Source organism: Planosporangium thailandense (genome assembly GCF_011947195.1).
Taxonomy (GTDB): Bacteria; Actinomycetota; Actinomycetes; order Mycobacteriales; family Micromonosporaceae; genus Planosporangium; species Planosporangium thailandense.
This window is the reverse complement of sequence record NZ_JAATVY010000037.1, coordinates 1-25,366: the sequence shown is the minus strand read 5'-3', so window position 1 is coordinate 25,366 and position 25,366 is coordinate 1. Positions and strand designations below refer to the sequence as shown.

The window sequence follows — 25,366 nt, the reverse complement described above, 5'->3', positions numbered from 1 at the left end:
CCGGCGATGGTTGACCGTTGCGCTATCCGGCCTGGTACCGCTGGCCGGCTTCGCCGTGGTGACTGCGCTGCCCCAAGCGGCCACCGCCGCGGCTACCGGCCCGGGCAGCATCACGCTGCGGGTGGAAAGCGCGCGGGACGTCGGACCGAAGGATGGAATTCACAAAGGCGACAAGGTCGCCACGTACAAGTGGTTGATCACCTCTGACGACGTGGGCAACCCCCATGACTCGGCGCAGAACTGTCTGCCGTCCAGCGCCGGAGTGAACAGCCCCGCGAACTTCGCGGACAAGTGCCAGTGGCCGTCCGTACGGGCCACGTCCGGGGCCGTGCCGATCGTGGCCCAGGGCGATGAGAAGAAGCTCAACGAGACGGTCAAGCTGGACGGCCTGTCGGCCGGCCGGTACCTCATCTCGGTGACCGCCGACGGGTACAAGATCGACGGGTCGCACTTCACGGTCGCCAGCGGGCAGACCAGTCGGGTCACCGTCGGCATGCAGCCGTACCCGCTGCCGCTGGGCACCATCCGGCTGCGGGTGTTCAACGACACCAACCCGGTCGACGGCACGTACGAGGTGGGCGCGGAGAAGGGGCTGGCGGGCTTCCGCGGCTACCTGACCGACGTGCTCGGCCAGGTCAGCGTCGACTACTACGGCAACCCGCTGTGCACCGAGTACGTCCACAAGGACCCGAAGGACCCGAAGTCCCCGATCGTCTTCACCGACGGCAAGCCGGTGATCGCCGCCAGTTCGGTCGGCAAGTGCGTCAGCGACGCCAACGGCGACATCGTCATCCCCAACCTCGGACCCGACCGGTACGCCGCCTCGGTGGTGGCCCCGACCGGTCAGGTGTGGGCGCAGACGACGACGCTCGAGGGCAGCTACGACTGGGACATCTGGGTCCAGGAGGGCGACACCGGTTACGACACCGAGCAGACGCTGGGCGCCGAGAAGGTGCCCTACGTGGACTTCGGCTTCGTCCAGCCCAAGACCCTGCCGGTCAACTCCAGGATCAAGGGTGAGATCACCGGTACGGCCGTCGTCGGTCGCCCGTACATCGGCGGCCAGGGCGGCGCGACGGTGCCCGAGACCGGCATGGCCGGCGCCAAGATCGACGGCCCCATCAAGGAACCGTGGATCGCGCTGAGCGCGCTCGGCAACGGCGACCAGATGATCTACATGGGCCGGGGCGGCGCCGACGGCACCTTCGACATCAAGAACGTGCCGGACGGCGACTACCAGTTGACGATCTGGGACCAGCCGCAGGAGCTGATCCTGTGGAGCTTCAACGTGACCGTGCGCAACGGGCAGAAGGTCGACGTCGGCCCCAAGATGCTCGTGGGCTGGTTCACCAACGTCCGCGGCTACGTCTTCATCGACGCCAACGGCAACGGCAAGCGCGACCCGGGCGAGGTCGGCGTGCCGCGCTTCCCGCTGTCGGTCAAGGAGCGCGACAACTCGTTGATGGACCAGTACACCAACTCGGTCACGACCGACAACAACGGGTACTACGACATCAAAGAGGCGTATCCGCTGAGCAAGTGGCTGGTGCTGGAGGCGTTCAACACCCGCTACCAGACGACCGGCATCACGTACCAGGCCGACAACGAGCCGACCCCCACGACGCTGATGGGGGCCGCCGTCGACCTCAACTTCCTGCCGATCATCGGTCTGGGTGGACGGGTCGACTGGGGCGTCAAGCCCTACGCCGGCGACGAGAACGGCGGCATCGCCGGCACCGTCACCTACGACACCACCCGTAACGAGCTCGACGCCGCCAACGCCGTCACCGAGGCGTACCAGCCGGGTATCCCCGACGTGAAGGTGCACCTGTACGCGGTGAAGCGGGACGCCAACGGCGACCCGGTGAAGGACCCGAACACGGGCGAACTGGTGCGGGACCCCGCGCTCGAGCTCAACGAGGCGTACCCGGCCGAGAAGTGGGAGGCCGGCCGCGGCTGCACCGCCCGGATGTGGAACGGCGCCCCGCTGACCGACCAGCAGGCGCTGCCCGCGTTCGGGACCGCCGCCGACCAGGCCTGCGTCGAGGCGCCGATGATGGGCGTGCAGTTCGCGCCCAGCGAGAACGACCCGAAGAATTTCGGGCAGACCGTGAACGGCAACTACGCGTTCACCGACTCGACGCTCAACCTGTACCCGCCGGGCGACCCGAAGAACCCGGGTGACCCGAAGGGCCCGGCCGGCAACCACGACCTGCCGCTGTACGCGCCGCTGCCCGACGGGCAGACGCAGCAGCTGGTACCGGACGACTACATCGTCTCGGTCGAGATCCCGGACAACCCGGTCGGTGGCGGCAAGATGTACGAGGTCACCAAGGAGGAGGACGTCAACGTCTTCGACGGTGACGGGTACCTGCCGCAGGAGAACTTCCCGCCGACGCCCGACCAGGCCGCCGACCAGCCGGACCCGCCGGCGCCGACCCCGGACCCCGGGACCAACCCGTCGGGTGGCACCGGCATCACCTCCGAGTGCGCCGGCGCCGAGCACACCGTGCACGTCACCGACCCGGCGTTCCTCGCCGCTGGTGGCAGCCCGTACGAGGGCCAGAAGAAGCCGCTGTGCGACGCCAAGGTGGTGACCGTCCGGGCCGGTCAGACGGCCGCGCCCAACTTCAACCTGTTCACCGAGGTCCCGCTGCCCACGCACTTCTGGGGCCTGACCATCAACGACCTGGGCATCTCGCACGACAAGCGCAGCATCGAGTACGGCGAGGCCGAGGGGCTGCCGAACGTTCCGATGGGCATCTACGACTACAGCGGCCGGCTCGTGGACACCGTGGACACCGACCCCAACGGTTTCTACGAGGCGATCGAGCCCTCGACGAGCACGTACAACTGCCCGGTGCCCGCAGGGCCGTGTCCGAACATGTACCGGTTCGTCGGTAACGATCCGGGCCAACCCGGTCATCTGAACAAGAACTACAACCAGCGGTACCGCACCATCGGCACCAACTTCCAGGCGTGGCCGGGTCTGTTCACCGTGACCGACACGGCGCCGACCCAGGTGGCGATGACGTCGCTGGCTCCGGGCAGCACGCAGATCGGACCGGTCGACTGTGACCTGGCGCGTGACGTCCCGCAGCTGTTCTCGGTGTCCAAGCCGTACCTGTGGGCCAGTGACGCCAACCGCGACATCACCATCAAGGGCACCGGCTTCGGTCTCAGCCGCGGCACGGTCAAGGTGGCCGGTCCACAGGGGAACCTTCCCGGGGTCACCATCAAGAGCTGGACCGACCGGCAGATCGTCGTGACGCTGCCCAAACCGGCGCAGCCGACCGTGGCGACGCTGTCGATCACCACGGCGGCCGGCAAGCAGACGGTGAACGGCCTGTCGTTCCAGTTCCTCGACAAGGGCACCGGCACGACGGCCGACCCGAAGCTCCTGCAGGTGAACGCGCCGACAACGGCGCTGCGGCCGAAGGAGAAGAACTACACCACGGTGCAGTCGGCGCTCGACGCGGCGGCGGCTTCGAACGGCGGTAGGGACACCGTCGTCGTGGCGGTGTGGCCGAACAACGCGAACGCCAACAACCCGTTCGGCGCGTACCTGGAGAACGTGGTCATCCACTCCTCCGTGCGCCTGCAGGGTGTCGGCCCCGGTGGCCAGTACGGCAGCACGCTGGTGCCGGGCTCGATCCTGGACGGTCGCGACTTCGCCATCGACAACGACAACGGCGCGGCGTGGATGTCCCTGGTGGCCTCGCTGCAGTACGCCGGGCCGACGGAGGTGCCGGACGGCGCGGTGGTGACGGTGCTCGCACGTAACGGCCAGTTCACCGCGGCCAACGCGCCGACGATCAACGGATTCAAGATCACGGGTGGTAACCAGTCCGACTTCCCGAACAACATCAACGAGGTCACCGGCGGCATCAAGACGCCGTACGGGGCCGACGGGGCGGTCGTGACGCAGGGCGGTGGCGTGTACCTGCACGCCTCGGCCAGCTACACCCAGGTCACCGACAACGTGATCGCCGGCAACAGCGGCTCGTACGGCGGCGCGATCCGTGTCGGCACCCCGTACACCAACGCCCGCAACGACCACGTGAAGATCTCGCGCAACCAGATCCGCGACAACGGCGGCACCAACCTCGCCGGCGGTATCGGGCTCTTCACCGGTAGCAACGGCTACTCGGTCGACCACAACTCCCTGTGCGGCAACTTCTCGGCCGAGTACGGCGGTGCCATCTCGCACTACGGCCTGTCGCCGGACGGCAGGATCACCAACAACCGGGTGTACCTCAACCAGTCCTACGACGAGGCCGGCGGCATCATGATCGCCGGTGAGCTGCCGCCGGACCCGAACCGGCTCTCGCCGGGCTCCGGGGCGGTGACGATCGACGCCAACTACGTCCAGGCGAACCTGTCCAACGACGACGGTGGCGGCATCCGGCTGCTGCAGGTGAACAACTTCCCGATCAAGATCACCAACAACATCATCGCGGGCAACATCTCCACCCACGAGGGTGGCGGGCTGGCCCTCGACGACGCCACCAACGTCCAGATCATCAACAACACGGTGATGGACAACATCACCACCGCGACCGCGACCACGAGCAACGGCCAGCCGGCGCCGGCCGGTCTGTCCGTCGCCGAGAACAGCGTCCAGTTGCAGGCGACCCTGCCGGCTAACGCGCCCAACTTCAGCAACCCCACGTTGTTCAACAACATCTTCTGGAACAACCGAGCGGGTAGCTGGAACGGGCTCTACATCAGCGGCATCGGAGCCAAGGACGCGCCGGCCGGGGACCCGATCAGGTACTGGGACATGGGCTCCTTCGACGGCGTCGGGCCGCTTGCGCCGACCTACTCGGTGCTGCAGACGACCACCGGCACCAAGTCGGACCCGAGCAACAAGGTCGGGGTCGACCCGAAGGTGGTCAAGCAGTTCCTCACCAGCGTCACGGTCGACCCCTCCCGGTCGTACCCGGCGTTCCGGCAGGCCGTGATCGTGATCCAGCAGGTGGCGGGCACCCAGATGGGCGACTACCACCTGCAGGCCACCAGCCCGGCCAACAACATCGGCACCGGTTCGGTCACGGTCGGCTCGACGAAGGTGAGCGCACCCGGCTTCGACATCGACGGTGACGGCCGCAACGCCACGAAACCCGACATCGGGGCTGACGAGAGATAGGTGACGCGTCGCGGGCGGCCGCGGACCTCAGGTCCCGCCGCCGCCCGCGACGTCGCCGCAGCACCACCCGTACCCCTCGCTTTTCCCGCCGGCGATCTTGTTCGCGGGTCCCGGCGACCGATACAAGGAGGACACATTGTCCGACCGTGCAACCCCACGCGGTCTGAGCCGCCGGGCCATCCTGGCCGGCCTTGCCGGTGCGGCCGGCTGGGCGATGCTGCCCGCCGGCAGCTCCGTCGGTTCGCCCGCGCGGCCCCGAGGACTGGCGGTGCCCGCCGCCGCGCCACCACCCGCCAGGACCGCGGTCCACCTCGCGGGCACCGACGGCTGGGCGTCGATGCCGAAGGCCGCGCCGCCGGTCCCGACCTTCTGGCCCGACCCGCTCGCGCCGGCGAACACCAACCTGTACATCTTCGGGTTCCGGGACGTGACCGGCATGACACCGGCCCAGATCACCGCCCAGCGCGGCCAGGCGCAGATCTCCGCGCCGATGCTGTACTTCGACCAGGACACCGACGTCAGGGTCACGCTGACGAACCTGGGGCTGTCGCAGCGGCCCGACCTCACCGACGGCCACACGATCCACTGGCACGGCTTCCAGAACGCGATCCCGCTGTTCGACGGCGTGCCGGAGCTGTCCATGTCGGTGCCGATCGGGCGGGACTTCACCTACTTCTACCGGCCCCACGACCCGGGCACGTACATGTACCACTGTCACTACGAGGACGTCGAGCACGTGCAGATGGGCATGACCGGCATGCTGTTCGTGCGTCCGAAGCAGAACGGCACCCCGATAGCCTTCAACGGCAAGACCTTCACGAGGTTCGCCTACAACTGCGGTGACGGGTCGACCGGCTATGACCGCGAGTTCGCGTTCATGATGACCGAGATCTGGGCCGAGGGGCACTACCGCGACGCGCACATCCAGACCAGCGACTGGACCGACTACGACCCGTCGTTCTACGCGCTCAACGGCCGCGCGTACCCGGACACCCTCGAGCCGAACGGCGACCCGATGGTCCCGGCGGCCAACCCGTGGCTGCAGCACCAGCCGATCTCGTCGCTGGTCGTCTGCAAGAGCGGCGAGACGGTCCTGCTGCGGCTGGCCAACCTGGGCTACCGCAACCACGCGGTCACCGTCGACGGGATCGACCTCACGGTGGTCGCCAAGGACGCCGGCCTGCTGCGTCAGGGCAGCGTCAGCAACTACCAGGTCACGAACACGGTGGAGGTCGGCCCGGGCGAGAGCCGCGACGTCATCTTCACCGCACCGGACGTCACGGCGCAGAGCCAGCAGACCCCCTACACCAGCTTCCTGCTCTACGACCGTGACTACGTCTCGCTCAACAACAACAGCGGCCGTGGCAGCGGCGGGCAGATGACCGAGATCCGGGTGTACCCGGCGGATTACCCCCTGAAGCCGCAGGACGTTCCGAACGGATGGGGACTGTGACGATGCCATCTCTCAACCGCAAGCGGCTGCGGCTCGTGGCCCCGGTCGCGCTCATCGCGGCGACCGTCGGGGTGATGGTCGTGCCGGGGCCGCAGAGCTCGGCGGCCGGGCCGGTCGACGGCATGGAGTGCGAGACCTCGTCGAGCAACAGCTTCTCGCTCACGGCGAGCGGCGGCTATGCCTCCACTCCGGACGGCAACGCGATCTACATGTGGAGCTACGGCGACACCGGCGGGTCGTTCCAGCTTCCCGGGCCGACGCTGTGCGTCGAGTCCGGTGCGCACGTGACGGTGGCGCTGCGCAACGCGCTGCCCGAGCCGACCTCGATCATGTTCCCCGGGCAGAACAACGTGTACGCCAACGGCAAGCCGGCCCAGCCGGAGACCGACGCCAACGGCACCCTCACGTCGATGACCACGTCGGCCGGCGCGAACAGCGGCACGGTGACCTACACCTTCACCGCCGGGAACCCGGGCACGTACCTGTACCAGTCCGGTACGGACGTGCAGAAGCAGCAGCAGATGGGGCTGTACGGCGCGCTGGTGGTACGGCCGAAGGGCCACGCGGACTGGGACAACAACAACTCCTCGTCGGCGTTCAGCCCGGAGCACGAGTACCTGTTCCTGCTGAGCGAGGTCGACCCGGACGCCCACCTGGCGGTGGAGCGTAAGCGGGCCTTCAACTGGAACAACTACACGCCGCGGTACTTCATGATCAACGGCCGCAGCATGCCGGACACCATCGCGCCCAACCACGCGGCGTGGCTGCCGAGCCAGCCGTACGGCGCGCTGATCCACATCCAGCCGTACGACGCCGCCAAGAACCCCAAGCCGGCGCTCATCCGGTACCTCAACGCCGGTACGACGAGCTACCCGTTCCACCCGCACGGTAGCGACGAGCAGCTCATCGCGCGTGACGGGCACCCGGCGCAGGGGCCGGGCGGCGAGGACCTGTCGTACTCGAACTTCCTCATCGACCCGGCGCCCGGGCAGACCATCGACACGCTGATGACCTGGAAGCAGGAGTACGACCCCAAGACCAACCCGATTCCGAGCGACATCAAGCTGCCACAGCTGCAGGACCAGATCGTCGGTCCCGGCACCGAGACGTGGTTCAGCGAGGACCCGTACCTGGGTCAGACCAACAGCCAGCTACCCGCGGGCGTGGTCCAGAACAACCAGTGCGGTGAGTACTACCACGTGGCGCACAGCCACGCGCTGCAGCAGTCGACCAACTTCGGCGCGAGCTTCGGCGGAATGATGACGCTCATCCGCATCGATCCGCTCAACGGCTGCCCGACCCAGTGACGCCGAAGGGAACCATGACGATGAAACTAGTTCCAGCAGCGTTGCGCGGTACGGCATGCACGGCCGTCGCGACGCTCGCGCTCGCCACGCCGGCGGCGGTCGCCTACGCGGCCGCCCCCGCGGTGGCGCCACCCGCGGCCGTGCCGGCCGCTGTCCCAGCGGCCGCCGCGCCGGATCTGGTCATCCACGCGGGGGCGCCGGTGACCGACGTCGCGCCCGCGGCGGTACGGCCGGAGCTCCCCGCGGCGAACACGGCCGGGCCACTGACGTCGAACGCCTGCGTGAACGCGGTCTGTGACCTGTGGGCCAGGGCGGGCACCACCACCGTTTCGAGCGCCTCGGTGAAGGTCTGGGGCTTCTCGACCGTGGCGGATCCGACCGCGCCGGTGAGCACGCCCGGGCCGGTGCTCGTCGTCAACGAAGGCGACGACGTCACCGTCAACGTCCACAACCAACTGTCCGGCCAGAACCTGTCGCTGGCGGTCCCGGAGATGACCGGGCTCGCCCCCGACACCAAGGGCGCGGCGCCGGGCGGCACGGCGACCTACCACTTCAAGGCCAGCCGCCCGGGCACCTACCTGTACGAGGCCGGGCACACCGGCGACGGTGGCCGCCAGGCCGCGATGGGTCTCGTCGGCGCCCTGGTGGTCAAGGCCGCGGCCGGCGCAGCCGGTAGCCGGCCGGTCGCGTACGGCGCCGGCACCGCCTACGACGACGAGGCGGTGATGGTGCTGACCGAGATCGACCCGGCGCTGAACGGCAGCCCCGATCCGCTCACCTTCGACATGCGCAAATACCTGCCGAAGTACCGGCTGATCAACGGGAAGGCGTTCCCGGAGACCGACCCGGTCCCGACCGACGCCGGCCGCACGGTGCTGCTGCGCTACGTCAACGCCGGTCTGCTGGCACACCCCATGACGACGCTCGGCCTCGACCAGTCGATCGTCGGCCAGGACTCGCGGCCCACCGCGTTCCCGGAGGCGGCGGTGACCGTGCCGCTGGCACCGGGCCGGACCGTGGACGCGCTGGTCAACATGCCGAAGGACCAGGACGGGCGCAAGTTCCTGGTGTACGAGTCCGGCGGCCAGCTCAACAACAACGGCGCCCGGGCCGGGACGAGCCAGCTACAGGCGTTCGGCGGGATGCTGACCTACCTCGCGACCAACCCGACGGTGGTCACCCCCGACCCCACCGGCCCGGCCGTGAGCCGTGTCGTCGCATCGCCCAACCCCGCCTCGGTGCTCGCGCCGGTCACGGTGACCGCCGACTTCACCGACGCGCAGGCCGGCGCCGTCATCGACAAGGCCGAGGTCGTCATCGACGACCTCAGCATCGCGGTGGGAACGAGCCCGATCCAGTTCGACCCCGCCGGGTTCGGTGGCGCGACCGTCACCGGCGCGACCGCCACGATCCCCACGACCCAGCTGAAGGGGCTGACGCAGGGCACCCACACGCTGTGGGTTCGCGCCCACGACATGCCCGGCGACAGGTGGGGCGTGGTGAGCTCGACGACGATCAACCTCGCGGTCACCGGCGCGGCGACCACCGGCCTGGCGGTCACCCCCAACCCGACGGCCGGCCTGAGCGATCTGGCCATCAGCGCGAGCGGTGACGACTCCGCCGTCGGCGGCCAGGTCACCGGGGCGGAGTACTTCATCGACGCCAACACCAGCGATCCCGTCGCGCGCCCGACCGACGGCAGCGGCCAGAAGCTGAACCTCAACCGGAGCGGGGCGACGGTTGCCGCGGAGACCGGCACCATTCCGGCCACCGTGGTCGCCGGGCTCGGCGAGGGCAAGCACAAGGTCTCGGTGCACACCCAGGACTCCGTGGGACTGTGGGGTCCGTACGCCGAGGTCGACGTGGTCGTCGACCGCACCGGGCCGACCCTGAAGTCGGGCGCGATCGTGCCCGGCCTGGTCACGGCCACCACCACCGGTGCGCCGTCTGAGGCGGGGTACCTGCGGATCGACGCGACGTTCACCGACCCGGTGAGCCCGCCAACCGCCGGGGTCAACAGCTCCATCACCGCGGTCGAGGGCTTCCTCGACACGGCCGGGGTCAACGGCACCGGGAACGCGTTCCAGCCGCTGGACGGCTCGTTCAACTCGGCCACCGAGGGCGCGTACGGGCTGATTCCGCTCACCCAGTTCACGCAACTGGCCGACGGCACGCACCAGATCCAGGTGCACGCCCGGGACGCGGCCGGTAACTGGGGTCCGCTGACGGCCCTCACGTTCACCCTGGACCGCAACGGACCGGCCGTGTCGGCGCTGTCCGGCATCGTCACCGGCACCAGCGCGGCGTTGACCGCGAACGCCACCGACGGCGCCAGCGCGGTCGTCGCGGCGGAGTGGTTCGAGAAGACCGACCCCGGGTTGGGCCGGGCGAACAAGATGACGGTGAAATCGACCGGCGCCACCACGGCGACGCTGTCGGGGACGGTGTCCAAGCTGGCCACCGGCGACCACGTCATCTTCGTCCGGGCCAAGGACGCCAACGGCACGTGGGGCAAGGCGGTGTCCACCGTGGTGACCGTCAACTCGAAGCTGGCGATCTTCTCCAACACCTTCGACACCGGCAACGCCAACGGCTGGTCGCAGCGCGTCGGCACGGTCCAGGTGGCTCCCTCGACCGCGTTCGGCAGCTCGCCGGCGCTGACGGTCACCGGGCGCAACGCCACGTACGTCGTGGACAACACCCCGGCGGCGGAGCGCAGCCTGCACGCCCAGTTCGGGTTCGCGGCGGGCACCTACACCACCAAGGGAACGGTGGTGGACGTGTTCCAGGCGCGTAACTCCAGCGGCGCCAGGGTGCTGGTCGTCCAGTACCAGTCGACCGCGACCGGCATCCCGCAGCTGCGCGTGAGCGTCCTGACCAGCACCGGCTGGAAGTACTCGGCGTGGTCGACCATTCCGCGGACGGCCGTGACGGTCAAGGTCAACTGGACGTCGGCCAGTTCCGGCACGGCGACCCTCGCGGTCGAGGGCGCCACCGTCGGCACGGTCACCGGGAACACGTCGGCCTACCGGGTCGAGTCCGACGCCCTCGGCGTGGTCGCGACCAGCGGGTCCAACGCGCCGACCGGATCCGCCGCCGTCGACAACTACACCTCCAACCGCTGATCCGTACCACCTGACGGCGTGGGGGCCGAGGCGCTCGGCCCCCACGCCGACCCGAAGAGGAGATCCGATGACCCACGTGACCCACTGGTCCACGGTGATCCGGCGACAGGCTGGCCGGATCATGATCGTGTTGCTCGCCCTCGGCTTCATCGCCGCGGTCGGGTGGCGCTTCGCCGGCAGCGCCGACGCCAAGAGCAACTACGCGGTGCCGCAGGACGGCAAGATCGAGAGCAAGCTGGGGGTGCGCATCACCCAGGCGGCCCTCGTCGGCGACGGCGGCCTCGTCGAGATCCGCTACACCGTGCTCGACAACCAGCGCGCGTCGGCGTTCCAGAGCGACGTCCAGCACCCGCCGTTGCTCAAGAACGAGAAGAGCGGCAAGACCGCCTGGCGGACCGCGCTGATGCGGCAGGGCCATGAGCTGCGCCCGGGCCAGACGTACTTCATCCTGTACGAGAACAACCACAACGCGATCAAGCGTGGCGACAAGATCGAGATTTCGACCGGGTCGGGCAAGCTGGCGCACGTGCCGGTGCGGTGACCATGCGACGGCTTCTCTACGGCTGGCTCGTGGCCGTCATCGCCGGTGCGCTTCTGCCACTGACGATGGCGCCCACGGCGGCCAGCGCACACGCGTACCTGGCCCGCAGCACACCCGGTGACGGGGCGATGCTCGACCGCGCGCCGGAGTCGCTCACGCTCAGCTTCACCGAGCACGTCGAACTGTCGGCGACCCGCGTCGACATCGTCGACGGCGACGGCCGGCACTACACGCCGACCTCCATCACGCTCGCCAAGGCGGCGACCGACGGCGCGGCCGTGGCCAGCGGCACCGAGACGCCCGCGGACGTCGTCGTCGGCCTGCCGAAGCTGCCGGCCAACGTGTACCACATCCTGTGGAGCACGCTGTCCAGCGACGACCTGCACACCACCAGCGGAAACCTGGTCATCGGCGTGCAGCGGTCGGTGCCGGCGGCCGCGCGGGCACCCCGGCCCGCCGGGCCCGCGCCGCTCGAGACCACCCTGCGCGACCTCGGCCTGCTGGGCCTGTCCGTGCTGTTCGGCGGGGCGGCCCTGGCGCTACTGCTGGCCCGCCGCCTGCCCGACGTGCGCCGGCGGCTGCTCGACGTGGCGGCGAGCGGCGGTGCGCTGGCCCTGGTCAGCACACCGGTCCAGTTGGTGGCCCAGGTGTACGCCGGCACCGGCGGCGCCGGCAGCCTGCTGCTGCGCGAGGCGTTCAGCGGCCGGTGGCTCGCTCGTGAGGTCGGCCTGCTCGCGTTGACGGCGGTGGTGCTGCGGGCCCGTGCCGCGCTGCGGTCCGCGGAGCCCGAAGCGGCCGGGTCGACCGGGATGCTGGTGGTCGGGGGAGCGGGGGCGCTGGCCGCGGCCGTCGGCACCGCGATGCTGGGCCACCGGACCACCGGGGTGATGCTCGCCGCGACGGCGGTGCACGTGCTCGCCGCCGGAGCGTGGGCGGGCAGCGTTGTCGCGGCGGCGCTCGCGCTGGTGCCGGTGCTCAGATCCGGTGACTCGCGGTCAGCGCAGGTCGCGGCGCTGCTGCGGGCGTTCGCGGCGCTCGCCGTCGGCGCGGTGGTGTCGCTGACCATCACCGGGCTGCTGCTGACCGGCACCCAGGTGGCGACGGTGGACGCGCTGCTCACCACGCCGTACGGGTGGATGCTGATCGCCAAAACCGTCGCGCTGGCGGTGGCCGGGCTGCTGGGTCTGCGTACGGCGCGCCGGCTGCGCGGTGACGGCGGCGCCGTGCCGGTACGCGGTCTGCTCACCGAGGCGACCGCGCTGGTCGTCGCGCTCGGGCTGGCAGGCGGGCTCGCGTCGGCCGGACCGGCCCGCGGCCCACGCTTCGAGTCGACCGCCGCGGTGAAGATCGCGCCGCAGGTGAGCGGCCAGTCGGCCGACCTGGTCGACACCGTCGAGGTCCGCCCGAACCTGCCCGGACGCAACGTCATCAGGATCACGGTCGCGGACACCCGCCGGCCGGCGCTCGCGCCGATCAGCGGCGTCTCGGTGTTCCTGCGGTCGCCCGACGGCGTCCAGACGGTCCACCCGGTCACCCGGGCCGCGGACGGGTCGTGGACCGTGACCACCGACGACATCCGCTCGCCGGGTGGGTGGAAGGTTACGGTGACGGTGCTGCGCAACGGGCTGGCCCCGGTCACCGACGTCCACGACTGGGGCGTGGCGGGCGCGGGTACCGGTTCGAAGGCGGTCGTGTCCTCGGCGCCCGTCAAGCCGGCGGCGACGGTCCTCGCCGGCGTCGCGGCGGTCGCGGGGCTGATCGTCTTGGCCGTGTGGTACGCGCGCCGGCGGCGTCCGGCGGAGTCCACCGGGGACGACGGGCCGGGCGGTCCGGACGGGCCCGAGGGGCCCGACGAGCCGGACGGGAGCGACGGCGTCGGGATGCTGGCCGAGAGCAAGGACGCCCCGGCACTGGTCCCCTGAAGCGTGGGGAGTTCGACACCGCGTGTGTGTCGGACTCCCCACGATCGGGTCAGTAGCCGGGTGGCGGCGGTCCGAACTCGACCGTGACGGCGGCGCCCCCGCTCGGCGACCGGCCCAGCGTGAGCGCGCCGCCGGAGTTGGCGGCCACCCGGCGCGCGATGTCCAGCCCGAGCCCGGTGGATCCGTTGCCGCTGTGCCCCCGGCGCAGCGCCGCCGGGCCGGGCAGGCCGGGGCCGTCGTCGCAGACGACGAGCACACCGCCGCCCGCGGGCCGGCGGGTCAGCCGTACCGACAGCCCGCAGCCTTCCGGGGTGTGGGCGAACACGTTGCCCAGCAGCGCGTCCAGGCACGCCGCGAGGTCGTCGGCGGCCACCCGTACCGGCACCGGCTCGGCCGGGAGCGACACGTCGACGCGGCGGCCCTCGTCGGCGGCGAGGGCCGACCAGAACTCCACCCGCTCGGCGACCACCTCGTTGGCGACGCACGTCGCGACAACGTCGTGGCGTACCGGTCGGCGGGCCTCCCGGATGATCGCGTCGACCATCCGCTCGACGGCGTCGAGATCGGCGCCGATCCGCGCCCGCTCGTCGGGATCCCGCAGGGACTCGACGTCGACGCGCAGGGCGGTCAGTGGCGTCCGAAGCCGGTGCGACAGGTCGGCGACCGCCTCGCGCTCGCCCGCCAGGAGCTCGCCGATGCGGCCGGCGAGCAGGTTGAGGCCGGCGCTGACCTGGCGTACCTCCGGCGGCCCCGACACGTCGGCCCGCGCGGACAGATCGCCGCGGGCGAGCCGGTGCGACGCCTGGGCGGCGGCGGTCAGCGGCCGGGTGAGATTGCGCGCGAGCTGATGGGTGACCAGGATGCTCACGATCAGCAGCCCGAGCCCGAGCAGCCCCAGGACCAGCCAGGCCCGCGCCACCCCGCGCCGCAGTTCCGAGTCGGGCACGAACGCGCGGATCACGGCGGTGCCCTGGCTGAGTCCGCCGACCGCGACGAGCACCTCGCGGCCGCCCGGCGCCCCGGCGTTGAAGCTGCGCCCCGTCGCGGCCAGGGTGACCGCGGCCGAGCGGGGCGCGGACGCGCCCACGACCCTGCCGTCGGGCAGGAACACGGTGACCCGGTGGCGGTTGGTCGCGTTGGCCCGGGCGACCGTCAGCTCCAGGGTCTGCGTGTCGACGGTGGACACCAGCGGGGCGAGCGCCTGCATGTGGACGAACGCGTCGCTGACGGCCCGGTCGGCGGCGGTGGCGCGGACCAGCAGCGCGAGCGGCACGAGGAACGCGACCAGCACCATCGAGGTGGTGGCGGTCACGAGCAGGATGAGCCGGGCTCTCATGCCGGGGGAGCCGGCGCGACGAGCTTGACCCCGACACCGCGGATCGTGTGCAGATAGCGCGGCTCGATGGCGGTCTCCCCGAGCTTGCGGCGAAGCCACGACAGGTGGACGTCGACGGTCTTGTCGGCGCCACCGAACGGCAGGCGCCACACCTGGGCCAGCAGTTCCCGCTTGGACACCACGGCGCCCGGCCGGGCGGACAGGTAGCAGAGGAGGTCGAACTCGCGGGGTGTGAGCTCGAGCGGGACGCCGGACAGGGTGGCTTCCCGGCTCGCCGGGTCCACCCGGAGGTCGCCGACGACGAGCACCTGCGCCGCCGGCTCGGCGCCCTCGCCGCCCGCGCGGCGCAGCACGGCGCGGATGCGGGCGTCGAGCTGGGCCGGTCCGAACGGCTTGACGAGGTAGTCGTCGGCGCCGCGGTCCAGCACGTCCACCATCATCCGCTCGTCGTCGCGGGCCGTCGCCACGATGACCGGCACCTGGCTCACCGAACGCAGCATGCGAAGCGCCTCGCGCCCGTCGACGTCGGGCAGGCCGAGATCGAGGACGACGATGTCGACCGGGCCGTCGAGCGCCGACTGGAGCCCCGCCATCGCCGTCGCGGCGCTCGACACGACGTGTCCGCGGTCGGTCAGCGCGCGGATCAGCGCACGGCGGATCTCCGCGTCGTCCTCGACCAGCAGGATCTGGGCCACGCGGGCACGGTACGTCCTACCGGGACGGCTGCCGGCCGGGCGAACGGCCATTTTGTACGGGCCTTAACGTGCCGTTATCCGGGGACGGACAATCATCGTGGCCGTGACTGGACGTGTTCGGCGCCTCGTGGCGAGCGCGCTCGCCTGGATCGTGGGGGCCGTGGCGGCCGTCGCGGTCGGCGTGCTCGCGCTGTCGATGATCGGTGACGACCTGACCTCCCGGACGGCCCAGCCGCTCAGCCCGGACACAGTGGCCCGGGAGGCCTCCGCCGCACCCGCCGCCTCGGCGCCCCCGGTGTCGGCGCCGTCGGGGTCCGCGCGGCTCGTCCCGGCGCCCGCCACCTCCGCCCCGTCGGGCGCCGGCGCTCCCGCCACCGCCGCCGCGCAGCCGACGCGCGGAACCACCGACGTCGACCGGCTCGTCTCCTCGCCCGGCGGCAGCGCCGTCGCCCGGTGCGCTGGCGGGCGGGCGTACCTCCTGTCGTGGAGCCCGGAGCAGGGCTACCGGACCGACGACGTGGCCCGGGGACCCGCAGCGGTGGCGCGCGTGCGGTTCGAGTCCCACACCGACAAGGTGGTGCTGTCGGTGCGCTGCGGCGACGACGGGCCGCAGGCCACCGTGACCCGGCGGGCCGACGACCACGGCGACGGCTGACGCGACCGTCGGGCCTACAGCGCGGGCAGCCCCGCCGACCGGAAGCACCGCCGGTCCTCGGTGACGACCGCCGACTCGTACCCGTCCAGCCCCGCGAGCCACTCCAGCGCCGCCTCACCCATGGCCACCGCCGCGGTGGCGTACGCGTCGGCGAGCCCGAGATCGGGGCCGACCACCGTCACCGAGCGCAGGTGCTGCGCCGGCACCCCGCGGTGCGGGTCGATGACGTGCGCGCCCCGCTCGTACGTCCCCGAGGTGGCCACCGCCAGATCGGTACCCGTGAGCACGAAACAGACCGCGAGCGGTTCCCACGGGTGGCGCACCCCGATGCGCCAGGCCGTCGCGTCGGCCGGGCAGCCGCGTACCCGGACGTCGCCGCCGGCATTGATGCAGTGGTTGACGGCGCCCGCCTCGACCAGCGCGTCCGAGGCGACCTGCACCGCCCAGCCCTTGACGTACCCGGATGGGTCGAGGCCCCCGGCGGCGTACACGTCGAAGTACCCGTCGGTGTCGCGCCAGAGCTCCGCGCACCGCTCCACGACATCGCGCACGTGCGGCGAGCAGTCGTCCAGCCGCAGGTCACCACGGCGCAGCCGGCTCACCTCGCTGCCCGGCTTGTACGTGCTGAACAGCTCGTCGACCAGGCGCAGCCAGGCGAACGCGCCGTCGGCGTGCGCGGCGAGCGTCGCGTACGGCAGGTCGTCGGCGAGCTGCACGCTCACCGGAATGCCCATGACCTGTTCGACCTGGTGTAACCCGTGCAACCGGTCAAGCACGTTTCGCCGCATCGAGGGCTGCCTGCAGCGAGCTGCGGTACCCCTGACTGGTGTAGGTCGCGCCGGACACGGTGTTGATCGCTGCGTTCTGCGCACTGAGCGCCTCCTGTCGCAGGACGGGTGCCGCGCGGCCACTGAGCTGGACCGACCGGGACTAGCTGTTGGGCAACTGGACCGCGGTGACGTCGGTCATCCGCCCGCCGGACATGACGATGCGCACCTGTACCGGGCCGTACGGGGTCTGCGCGACCGAGCCGGTGAAGGTCCCGGTGGCGCCGGTGGGAGGCTTCGGCGAGGTGGTCGGGCGGGGCGCCGGCGCGGCGGCACGGGAGGCCGACAGGGTCGGCGCCGGAGCGCCCGGAGTCCGCGACGCCGCCGGGGGAGCGGCCGGCGCCGACGGCGCTGATCCGGCCGGCGGCGCGCCGGGCGGGGGAGAGGTCGGCTGGACCGGCGCCGCGGACACCGGCGTCGGCTTCCCGACGGGCGCGCCGGTCTTCAGCCCGATGAGCAGCGTCGTGCCGGCAGCGGTGCCGAAGAGTGCGGCGATCACGCGGCGCACGGTGGGCCTCCTGGTCGACGGCGAGGGGTCAGAACTCGAACGGGTCGAGGTGGATCTGGCGGCGCGGGACGTTGAGCCGGCGCAGGGTGCGCTGCGACTGCTCGATCAGGCCCGACGGTCCGCACAGGTACACGTCCCGGGCCGTCACGTCCGGCACCAGCTCACGGACGCCGCGGGGGGACAGGAAGTGGCGGGTCCGGGGATCGTCGCGGGAGCCCACCAGGTACCACAGCGTCGCGCCGCGCGCCTCGGCCAGCTGCTCCAGCTCCCGGCGGAACAGCAGGTCCTGGTCGGTGCTGGCACGGTAGATCACCACCGTGCCGGCCGGCAGTTCCTCCAGCAGGGCGCGGATCGGGGCGATACCGCTGCCGCCGGCGATGAGCAGGGCGCCGGCCGCGGTCCGCCGGTCGGCGGTGAAGTCGCCGGACGGGCCTTCGACGTAGACCCGCGTGCCCGGTCGCAGCCGGCGCAGCGCGGTGGTGTGGTCGCCGACGGTCTTGACCGTGACCCGCAGCCACTGCCCGTTCGGCGCGGCCGACAGCGAGAACGGGTGGGCCTGCCACCAGTACCCGCGGGCAAGGAAACGCCACCGGAAGAACTGCCCGGCCTTGACGTCGAGCCGGCTGAGATCCCGGCCGATCATGTACACCGACACCATGTCCGGCGCCTCGTCGATCACCCGTACCACCCGCAGCCGGTGGCGCCGGTTGAGCAGTAGGGGGCCGAGCAGCCGGCCCCACAGCACCTCGGCGCCGACCAGCACGTACAGGGCGATCCAGAGGTGCCGTCCCAGCTTGCCGCCGACCATCTCCTGCCCGTTGGCGAACTCGTGGCCGTAGGCGAGAAACAGCACCAGGTACGAGGTGACGTGCAGGTAGTACCAGAGCTCGTAGCGCAGCGCCCGGCGCAGCGCCCGGATGCTGAGAAGGGCGATCCCGGCGAGCAGGGCGGCGGCCACGACGGCGGTGACCATGTCCTCGTATCCGGTGACGATCGTCCACGTCTCCTTGGTCACCGACGAGTGGTCGGTCGCCGCGTACCCGACGACGATGAACGCGATGTGGGCGGCGATCGCGACGACGAGGAATCCGCCCAGTTCCCGATGCCAGCTGACGAGGCTGCGGGCGCCGACCCAGCGCTCCAGCCAGCCGGACCGGCTCATCAGCAGCACCTGGACGAGCAGCAGGTACGCGCTGAGCAGCCCGGTGATCCGGCCGGCCGCGGTGAGGACCGCTCCGGTCCCGGCCAGGGAGCCGGACGGCGTGTCCAGCCACCAGGGTGCGATCACCGCGACGAGGCCCGCCCAGAACACCAGGCGTACCACCCATCGACCGGGCCTGGTGTCCTCGCGGGGGCGGGGCGGCCGGACGAACGCGGCCGGCGGCCGGGCCGACCAGCCGGTCCCCGCCGTCGGTCCCGGCGTGGCCGTTTCGGCCGGACCCGAAGCTGACGGCCGAGTCCCGTAGGTCGTCGTTGCGGCGTCCATCAGGTATGTGGTACCAGTCGGCGCAGCGCATCGGCCATGGCCGTAAGCCAGCCTTAAGGATTCTTGCGGCTTTCTTATCCTGCCGTTTAGGTGGCGCGGCACCAACCATCAGCGGCCCCGACGTTGGGCCGGCCCAGCGCCGGCGCGATGACGTTGTGCCGTTGCTCCCACCCGCCGGCTACCGGACTAGAGGGCTGGTGCATCGCCGCGGGTGGGTGAAAATGACGGCATGCCGAGCCGTCTTGCCGTCATCGCCATCGACGCCGTCCGACCACAACTGATCGCCGACTTCTGGTGCTCGGTTCTCGGCTGGCAGGTTGTCGACGAGGATGCTGAGGTGATCACCATCGCCGCCTCCGACCGTTCCTGGCCGATGATCGACGTGGTGGCGGTGCCAGCGGGAAAGGTCATTAAGAACAGGTTGCATTTCGACCTGCGTGCCGACGGCGTGTCCACCGCGGAGGAGCTTGACCGGTTGCTCACCCTCGGGGCACGGCGCGTCGACGTGGGACAGCCCTCCGACGTGAGCTGGGTCGTGCTTGCCGATCCGGAAGGCAACGAGTTCTGCCTGCTGTCACGTCCTGTCCAAGAGCTCTAGGACGGCCTCCAGCCAAGCGGGCTGGGGGCGGCATCCACGTCCCCGATCAAGGTCATCATGCCGCCGGTGACAACCACCCCACGAAGCGTTCGTGCAGATCGCCGGCCGGCGCTTCCCGGAGGTCGGCGGCGGCCTCGATCATGGCCGACCCGAGCATCAGGGCCAGCGACGCCGGAGCGTCGGCGTACTGGCCGAGCAGTTGACGCCGGCGGCTCGGGCACGGCCAGGGGTACCCGCACCCGACGCAGGACCAGTTCGGCCGTAGCGGCTGGTGAGCAGTCACCGGTCGAACCTCCCGATGTTGCCCTGCCGTGCCCGGTCGACGTTCAGCACACTGACCACCCCGGCCGTCCGGACGCGCTCCAGCCAGCTAACGAACACACGGAGCGCCGAGTTGTCGAACCGCTTGACCGTCCAGTCGATCATTCGCTCGTCGTACCGGCCCAGTTCCACACCCCGCAGGGCATCGCGCAGGGCTTCCTCCCGCTTCTCGGGGTCGGTGTACGCGCCGAGGGGCTCCGTCTCCAGCGGCGTGACGGGTGCGAAGTGACGCGCCTTCATGCTGGTCATGGGTCGGGGCTCCGTCCCGATCAAGAGAGCCGGTTGGCGTGCCATCGCCGGCCGGCTCTCGCCGTTGGTGACTGGTTGATGACGGTACGCCGGTAGTGCAGGGTAGTCTAGGGTGGTCCATGGTAGTCCCGGAAAGAACCGTGCAGTCCTGGGCCGTTTACGGTCCCTGCATGATCGATCTAGAGGGACCGGATCCCCTCTACCAGCAACTCGCCGCTATCCTCCGCGGGCGGATCGAGAGTGGGGAGCTTCAGCCCAACCGGCCGATTCCGTCTGTCGCCCAGCTTCAGCAGGAGTACGGACTGGCGCGCGGAACGGTGCTCCACGCGGTTGAGATGCTGAAGGAAGAGGGCCTGGTCAGGGTCGTGAAGGGGCGCGGGACGTTCGTAGTCTCGCAGTAGCCGAAGCGGCTGGTCGCACGCGCTCATCGGAGGTCGCCACCGGCCTGCGGGCCGACGCCCATGCCGGCATCGGCCCGCGCATCGCCGTTACGAGGCTGCGTTCACGAACTGACTGATATTCGCACCGTCTGACTGAGACCGCTCCCGCCGGCCGGGTGGGGATTGCGATGGTATGGGGCACCGCAATCCCCGCCCGGCCGGCGGGAGCCGAGGGCTCGGACGTCAGTCGGCCTCGCCGCGGACGTCGGCGTGGGCGGCGGGGATGCTGCCCAGCCGACCCTTCTGGTAGTCCTCGAAGGCCTGGACGAGCTCGGCCTTGGTGTTCATCACGAACGGGCCGTACGCGACGACCGGCTCGCGGATCGGCAGGCCGCCCAGGAACAAAACGTCGAGCTGGGGACTGCGGCTGTCCTGGCTCGACCCGGCGCCCACGCTGACGGTGTCGCCGGCGCCGAAGACGGCGAGCTGCCCGGCCTCGATCGGCCGCCGCTCCGCGCCGACGGTACCCCGGCCGGCCAGCACGTACGCGAGGGCGTTGAAGTCGGTGCGCCAGGGCAGCGTCAGCGTTGCGCCCGGGCTGACGGTCGCGTGCACCAGCGTGATCGGGGTGTGGGTCGCGCCCGGGCCGGCGTGGCCGGCGACCTCGCCGGCGATGACCCGGATCAGGGCCCCGCCGTCGGGCGACGAGAGCAGGGCGACGCTCGTGGCGCGGATGTCCTGGTAGCGCGGGGGCGCGAACTTCAGCGCCTTGGGCAGGTTGACCCACAGCTGGAAGCCGTGGAACAGGCCGCCGCTCATCACGAGGTGCTCGGGCGGGGTCTCGATGTGGAGGATCCCGGCACCGGCCGTCATCCACTGGGTGTCCCCGTTGGTGATCAGGCCACCGCCGCCGTTGGAGTCGGAGTGCGCCATCTCGCCGTCGATCATGTAGGTGACGGTCTCGAAGCCGCGGTGCGGGTGCCAGGGGGTTCCCTTCGGCTCACCCGGAGCGTATTCGACCTCGCCCATCTGGTCCATGTGGATGAACGGGTCGAGTTTCCGCAGGTCGACGCCGGCGAACGCGCGTCGTACGGGGAAGCCTTCGCCCTCGAAGCCACGCGGCGCGGTCGTCACGGACTCGACGGGGCGCGGGCGCGTGGTGGCCGGGTCGGCAGCGGGGACCCGGGGCAGGACGAGGAGGTCGTCGACGGTGACAGCAGGCATGAGGCCCTCCTGAAGGCTCGGCCGGCGCCGGTCGTCCCGGCAGCCACGCCTCACTGTACTTGCTTAAGCAACATTCCGCAAAGCAACAATGTTACCGGCCGCTCATATCGACGGCGCGAGTTGCCGGCGTACCCGCCGCGAGGTGGACTGGAGCACGTGGGTGAGATCAGGGTGGGCACCGCGTCGTGGACCGACAAGACCCTGCTGGCCTCCGGCTGGTATCCGGGCACGGCGAACACCGCCGAGAAGCGGCTGGCGTACTACGCCCGGCAGTTTCCGCTGGTCGAGGTGGACGCGACCTACTACGCGCCGCCGGCCGAGCAGACCGCGAGGCTGTGGGCCCAGCGCACGCCGGCCGACTTCACCTTCAACGTCAAGGCCTTCAGCTTGCTGACCGGTCACCCGTCGAAGCCGACCGCGCTCCCGGTCGACCTGCGCCCGGACACCGAGAAGAAGAACATCTACCCGAACGACCTGGCGCCGCAGGTGTACGAAGATCTCTGGAGCCGGTTCCTGTCGGCGCTCGACCCGCTGGCCGACGCCGGCAAGCTCGGGGTCATCCTGTTCCAGTTCCCGCCCTGGTTCACCATCCGCAAGTCCAACAAGCAGTACATCCTCGAGGTCGCCGCGCGGTGCAAGCCGATGCGGGTGGCGGTGGAGTTCCGGCACCGCTCCTGGTTCGACGGCGACAACGCCGCGGAGACCCTCGGCTTCCTGCGCGAACACGATCTGCCGTTCGTCGCGGTCGACATGCCGCAGGGGTACAAGTCGTCCGTGCCGCCAGTGGTGGCGGCCACCTCCGATCTGGCGGTGGTGCGCTTCCACGGCCACAGCGACAAGTGGACCAGCCACGACATCCAGGAGAAGTTCGGGTACCTGTACTCCGACACCGAGCTCGCCGACTGGGCGCCCCGGCTCCGCCAGCTGGCTGGCGAGGCCGACCAGACGCACGTGTTGTTCAACAACTGCGCCGGTGACAACGCGCAGCGCAACGCCGCCGACATGATGCGGCTGCTGGAGCAGGGCTGACGGGCCGGCCACGGTGCGCCTGGCGCGTGTGGAGATGTCCACTGTGTCTCCTTTCGCTCCGGGTCGGACCGCGGCGTACGGCGGCCGGACGCGGACCGGGGCGCGCTGCCCGCGGTGCGGGCGCATCGAACCTTTGTATAAGTGCGTGATATAACTATCCGTATGGCGGAGACCGGCATTGATTCCACTGATCCGGCGGATCCCGGTGAGGTCGCCGGTCTTGACGAACTGGACCGGCTCGACCGCACCCAACTGGCCATCAGCTTCGAGCGGGTGTTCACGCTGGTCCGTCGCCTCAACCCGCAGGGTGACATCAGCCTGACGGCGGCTTCCACGCTGCGCACCCTCGAGCGGCACGGCCCGTATCGGCTGTCCGAACTGGCGGCCACCGAGGGCGTCACCCAGCCGGCGATGACCCAACTGGTGTCCCGGCTGGAGAAGGCCGGGCTGGCGCAACGATGCGCCGACCCGGCCGACGGGCGGGTGGTGGTCGTACGTATCGCCGACGCGGGACGCGAACTGCTGTTGGCGCGGCGTGCGGCCCGTGCCGAGAAGCTCTACGAACTGCTCAGCGCACTTCCGCCGGCGGACCGGGCGGCGATCGTGGCCGCGCTGCCGGCACTGGATCGACTGGCCGACCTGCTTCCGTCGTAACACGCGCCGTGCACCGGCGCACGGCTCACCGGAGGGGCAGACGGCCGAACGAACGACCGCCGACCGTCGCGGCGGCGCATAACCGAAAAAGGAGACCAAGCCTCAATGGCACAGAGTACGGGGGCCGGTGGGCTGACCGCGGACCATCCGAAGTACAAATGGGTCGCGCTGTCCAACACGACGCTCGGTACGCTGATCGCCACGATCAACGGATCGATCGTGCTGATCTCGCTTCCGGCGATCTTCAACGGCATCAAGCTCGATGCGCTGGGCGCCGGCAACGTCAGCTACCTGCTGTGGATGCTGATGGGCTACATGCTCGTCACCGCGGTGCTCGTCGTGACCCTGGGCCGGCTCGGCGACATGTTCGGGCGGGTGCGCATCTACAACGCCGGCTTCGCGGTGTTCACCGTCGTGTCGATCGCCCTGTCGCTCGACCCGTTCAGCGGCGGTAAGGGCGCGCTCTGGCTCATCGGCTGGCGGGTGGTACAGGCCATCGGCGGCGCGATGCTCATGGCCAACTCGGCCGCCATCCTCACCGACGCGTTCCCGGCCGCCCAGCGCGGCATGGCGCTCGGCATCAACATCGTCGCCGCCCTCGCCGGGCAGTTCATCGGCCTGGTGCTCGGCGGTGTGCTCGCCGACTGGGACTGGCGCTCGGTCTTCTGGGTCAGCGTGCCGGTCGGCATCGTCGGCACCATCTGGGCGTACCGCTCACTGCACGAGACGGCGCAGCGGCGCAAGGCGCGCATCGACTGGTGGGGCAACCTGACCTTCGCCGTCGGACTGACCGCGCTGCTGGCCGGCATCACGTACGGCATCCAGCCCTACGGCGGCCACACCCAGGGCTGGACCAACCCGTGGGTGCTCGCCGCCCTGATCGGCGGCGTCGTCGTGCTGCTCGTCTTCTGCCTGATCGAGGCGAAGGTGGCCGAGCCGATGTTCCCGCTCGCGCTGTTCCGCATCCCGGCCTTCGCCAGCGGCAACGCCGCCAACCTGCTGAGCTCCATCGCCCGCGGTGGCCTGCAGTTCATGCTCATCATCTGGCTGCAGGGCATCTGGCTGCCGCTGCACGGGTACAACTACGAGCAGACGCCGCTGTGGGCCGGCATCTACCTGCTGCCGTTGACCATCGGCTTCCTCGCCGCCGGCCCGGTCGCCGGCCACCTGTCGGACAAGTTCGGCGCCCGGCTGTTCGCCGCCGGCGGCCTGCTCGTCATGGCGGCCTCGTTCGGCGGTCTGCTGCTGATCCCGAGCGACTTCAACTACGTCGTCTTCGCCCTGCTGGTCTTCGTCAACGGCCTCGGCGGCGGCCTGTTCTCCGCCCCGAACACCGCGCTGATCATGTCCAGCGTGCCGGCCCACCTGCGCGGCGCCGCCTCCGGTATGCGGGCGACGTTCCAGAACTCCGGCATGGTGCTGTCGATCGGCGTCTTCTTCTCGCTCATGGTCGCCGGGCTGTCGTCGTCGTTGCCGAACACCCTCGACAGCGGGCTCACCGCGCAGGGCGTGCCGGCGCAGGCCGCGCACACGATCGCGAGCCTGCCGCCGGTGGGTACGCTGTTCGCCGCATTCCTCGGCTACAACCCGATCGGAACGCTGCTCGGGCCGGTCCTCGGCCACCTGCCGGCCGCCAACGCGCACACGCTCACCGGCCGGCAGTTCTTCCCGCACCTGATCTCCGGACCGTTCCACGACGGCCTGGTGGTCGTGTTCTGGCTGGCGATCGCCATGGCGGTCGTCGGCGCGCTCGCCTCGCTGCTCACTCCGAAGTCGGCCGGGCGGGAGCAGGCTGCCGACCTGGTGGCCACCGAGGAGAGGTTGGAGGAGGAGGTCTACAGCGCCACCCCGCTGGTGCCGACGCCCGGATCCGGGCAGACCCTCGCCGACAGTGAGAGCCCGGCTGG

Annotated in this window: 21 protein-coding genes; 12 read left to right on the top strand and 9 right to left on the bottom strand. The window is 70.7% G+C overall.

Features of this window, described 5'->3' with window-relative positions; all coding sequences use genetic code 11:
- Positions 1–10: 10 nt before the first annotated feature.
- The 6 genes from HC031_RS29440 (at position 11) to HC031_RS29415 (ending at position 13,497) form a co-directional block, all read left to right on the top strand.
- Positions 11–5,149, top strand: a complete 5,139-nt coding sequence (locus HC031_RS29440) for a hypothetical protein (RefSeq protein ID WP_167928710.1) — start codon at positions 11–13, stop codon at positions 5,147–5,149.
- Between the two features lie 136 nt (positions 5,150–5,285).
- Positions 5,286–6,602: a multicopper oxidase domain-containing protein gene (locus HC031_RS29435; RefSeq protein WP_205863401.1), complete on the top strand. Its 1,317-nt coding sequence runs from the start codon at positions 5,286–5,288 to the stop codon at positions 6,600–6,602.
- Positions 6,603–6,604: 2 nt separating this feature from the next.
- Entirely contained in the window at positions 6,605–7,909 is a 1,305-nt protein-coding gene (locus HC031_RS29430; protein WP_240943193.1) for a multicopper oxidase domain-containing protein, read from the top strand.
- 20 nt (positions 7,910–7,929) lie between these two features.
- On the top strand, positions 7,930–11,034 hold the full coding sequence (locus tag HC031_RS29425) for a multicopper oxidase domain-containing protein (protein ID WP_167928708.1): 3,105 nt from the start codon (positions 7,930–7,932) through the stop codon (positions 11,032–11,034).
- A gap of 67 nt (positions 11,035–11,101) precedes the next feature.
- Entirely contained in the window at positions 11,102–11,575 is a 474-nt protein-coding gene (locus HC031_RS29420; protein ID WP_167928707.1) for a hypothetical protein, read from the top strand.
- 2 nt (positions 11,576–11,577) lie between these two features.
- Entirely contained in the window at positions 11,578–13,497 is a 1,920-nt protein-coding gene (locus HC031_RS29415) for a copper resistance CopC/CopD family protein (RefSeq protein ID WP_167928706.1), read from the top strand.
- A gap of 49 nt (positions 13,498–13,546) precedes the next feature.
- On the opposite strand, the gene HC031_RS29410 is transcribed toward HC031_RS29415, so the two are convergent.
- Together HC031_RS29410 and HC031_RS29405 are read right to left on the bottom strand one after the other, a co-directional pair.
- Positions 13,547–14,833 (bottom strand): sensor histidine kinase, encoded by a 1,287-nt coding sequence (locus tag HC031_RS29410; RefSeq protein WP_167928705.1) that lies wholly within the window; start codon positions 14,831–14,833, stop codon positions 13,547–13,549.
- A complete protein-coding gene (locus tag HC031_RS29405) occupies positions 14,830–15,528 on the bottom strand; it encodes a response regulator (protein ID WP_167928704.1) in 699 nt (232 codons plus the stop codon). Before HC031_RS29405 ends, HC031_RS29410 begins: the two co-directional genes overlap by 4 nt.
- 103 nt (positions 15,529–15,631) lie before the next feature.
- Here HC031_RS29405 and HC031_RS29400 point away from each other — a divergent pair, with 103 nt between their 5' ends.
- Complete coding sequence (locus HC031_RS29400; RefSeq protein WP_167928703.1) at positions 15,632–16,183, top strand: septum formation initiator; 552 nt, start codon at positions 15,632–15,634, stop codon at positions 16,181–16,183.
- Positions 16,184–16,197: 14 nt separating this feature from the next.
- Here the strand turns inward: HC031_RS29400 and HC031_RS29395 are convergent, their stop codons facing one another.
- Genes HC031_RS29395 through HC031_RS29380 form a run of 4 tightly spaced genes read right to left on the bottom strand, consistent with a single transcriptional unit; the run spans position 16,198 to position 19,004 of the window.
- Positions 16,198–16,917, bottom strand: a complete 720-nt coding sequence (locus tag HC031_RS29395) for an FAD:protein FMN transferase (RefSeq protein ID WP_167928736.1) — start codon at positions 16,915–16,917, stop codon at positions 16,198–16,200.
- A 34-nt stretch (positions 16,918–16,951) separates the two neighbouring features.
- Entirely contained in the window at positions 16,952–17,074 is a 123-nt protein-coding gene (locus HC031_RS34945; RefSeq protein WP_167928735.1) for an FMN-binding protein, read from the bottom strand.
- Positions 17,075–17,113: 39 nt separating this feature from the next.
- On the bottom strand, positions 17,114–17,509 hold the full coding sequence (locus tag HC031_RS29385) for a hypothetical protein (RefSeq protein WP_167928702.1): 396 nt from the start codon (positions 17,507–17,509) through the stop codon (positions 17,114–17,116).
- Between the two features lie 37 nt (positions 17,510–17,546).
- Entirely contained in the window at positions 17,547–19,004 is a 1,458-nt protein-coding gene (locus tag HC031_RS29380) for a ferredoxin reductase family protein (RefSeq protein ID WP_167928701.1), read from the bottom strand.
- A gap of 211 nt (positions 19,005–19,215) precedes the next feature.
- Here HC031_RS29380 and HC031_RS29375 point away from each other — a divergent pair, with 211 nt between their 5' ends.
- Positions 19,216–19,602 carry a VOC family protein gene (locus tag HC031_RS29375; RefSeq protein ID WP_338090892.1) on the top strand — a complete coding sequence of 129 codons (387 nt, stop codon included), beginning with the start codon at positions 19,216–19,218 and terminating at the stop codon, positions 19,600–19,602.
- Between the two features lie 55 nt (positions 19,603–19,657).
- Here the strand turns inward: HC031_RS29375 and HC031_RS29370 are convergent, their stop codons facing one another.
- Entirely contained in the window at positions 19,658–19,885 is a 228-nt protein-coding gene (locus tag HC031_RS29370; RefSeq protein WP_167928700.1) for a hypothetical protein, read from the bottom strand.
- The gene (locus HC031_RS29365) at positions 19,882–20,172 is read right to left on the bottom strand and encodes a hypothetical protein (RefSeq protein WP_167928699.1); all 291 of its coding nucleotides are present in this window, start codon (positions 20,170–20,172) and stop codon (positions 19,882–19,884) included. The genes HC031_RS29370 and HC031_RS29365 overlap by 4 nt, the downstream gene beginning before the upstream one ends.
- 170 nt (positions 20,173–20,342) lie before the next feature.
- On the opposite strand from HC031_RS29365, the gene HC031_RS29360 reads away from it, so the two are divergent.
- Positions 20,343–20,573, top strand: a complete 231-nt coding sequence (locus tag HC031_RS29360; protein WP_167928698.1) for a GntR family transcriptional regulator — start codon at positions 20,343–20,345, stop codon at positions 20,571–20,573.
- Between the two features lie 222 nt (positions 20,574–20,795).
- On the opposite strand, the gene HC031_RS29355 is transcribed toward HC031_RS29360, so the two are convergent.
- Complete coding sequence (locus HC031_RS29355; protein WP_167928697.1) at positions 20,796–21,776, bottom strand: pirin family protein; 981 nt, start codon at positions 21,774–21,776, stop codon at positions 20,796–20,798.
- Positions 21,777–21,932: 156 nt separating this feature from the next.
- Between HC031_RS29355 and HC031_RS29350 the strand changes: the two genes are divergently transcribed.
- The 3 genes from HC031_RS29350 to HC031_RS29340 form a co-directional block, all read left to right on the top strand.
- The gene (locus HC031_RS29350; RefSeq protein ID WP_167928696.1) at positions 21,933–22,805 is read left to right on the top strand and encodes a DUF72 domain-containing protein; all 873 of its coding nucleotides are present in this window, start codon (positions 21,933–21,935) and stop codon (positions 22,803–22,805) included.
- 162 nt (positions 22,806–22,967) lie between these two features.
- Positions 22,968–23,459: a MarR family winged helix-turn-helix transcriptional regulator gene (locus HC031_RS29345; RefSeq protein WP_167928695.1), complete on the top strand. Its 492-nt coding sequence runs from the start codon at positions 22,968–22,970 to the stop codon at positions 23,457–23,459.
- Positions 23,460–23,564: 105 nt separating this feature from the next.
- Positions 23,565–25,366, top strand: a 1,802-nt coding sequence (locus HC031_RS29340) for an MFS transporter (protein ID WP_167928694.1), incomplete at its 3' end; no start/stop codon positions are given.

What these genes read in the sequence shown, in the direction of transcription:
- HC031_RS29430 (WP_240943193.1), top strand. Translation starts at nt 6,605, where the DNA reads ATGCCATCTCTCAACCGCAAGCGGCTGCGGCTCGTGGCCCCGGTCGCG.
- HC031_RS29425 (WP_167928708.1), top strand. Translation starts at nt 7,930, where the DNA reads ATGAAACTAGTTCCAGCAGCGTTGCGCGGTACGGCATGCACGGCCGTC.
- HC031_RS29420 (WP_167928707.1), top strand. Translation starts at nt 11,102, where the DNA reads ATGACCCACGTGACCCACTGGTCCACGGTGATCCGGCGACAGGCTGGC.
- HC031_RS29415 (WP_167928706.1), top strand. Translation starts at nt 11,578, where the DNA reads ATGCGACGGCTTCTCTACGGCTGGCTCGTGGCCGTCATCGCCGGTGCG.
- HC031_RS29410 (WP_167928705.1), bottom strand. Translation starts at nt 14,833, where the DNA reads ATGAGAGCCCGGCTCATCCTGCTCGTGACCGCCACCACCTCGATGGTG.
- HC031_RS29395 (WP_167928736.1), bottom strand. Translation starts at nt 16,917, where the DNA reads ATGGGCATTCCGGTGAGCGTGCAGCTCGCCGACGACCTGCCGTACGCG.
- HC031_RS29380 (WP_167928701.1), bottom strand. Translation starts at nt 19,004, where the DNA reads ATGGACGCCGCAACGACGACCTACGGGACTCGGCCGTCAGCTTCGGGT.
- HC031_RS29365 (WP_167928699.1), bottom strand. Translation starts at nt 20,172, where the DNA reads ATGACCAGCATGAAGGCGCGTCACTTCGCACCCGTCACGCCGCTGGAG.
- HC031_RS29360 (WP_167928698.1), top strand. Translation starts at nt 20,343, where the DNA reads ATGATCGATCTAGAGGGACCGGATCCCCTCTACCAGCAACTCGCCGCT.
- HC031_RS29355 (WP_167928697.1), bottom strand. Translation starts at nt 21,776, where the DNA reads ATGCCTGCTGTCACCGTCGACGACCTCCTCGTCCTGCCCCGGGTCCCC.
- HC031_RS29345 (WP_167928695.1), top strand. Translation starts at nt 22,968, where the DNA reads ATGGCGGAGACCGGCATTGATTCCACTGATCCGGCGGATCCCGGTGAG.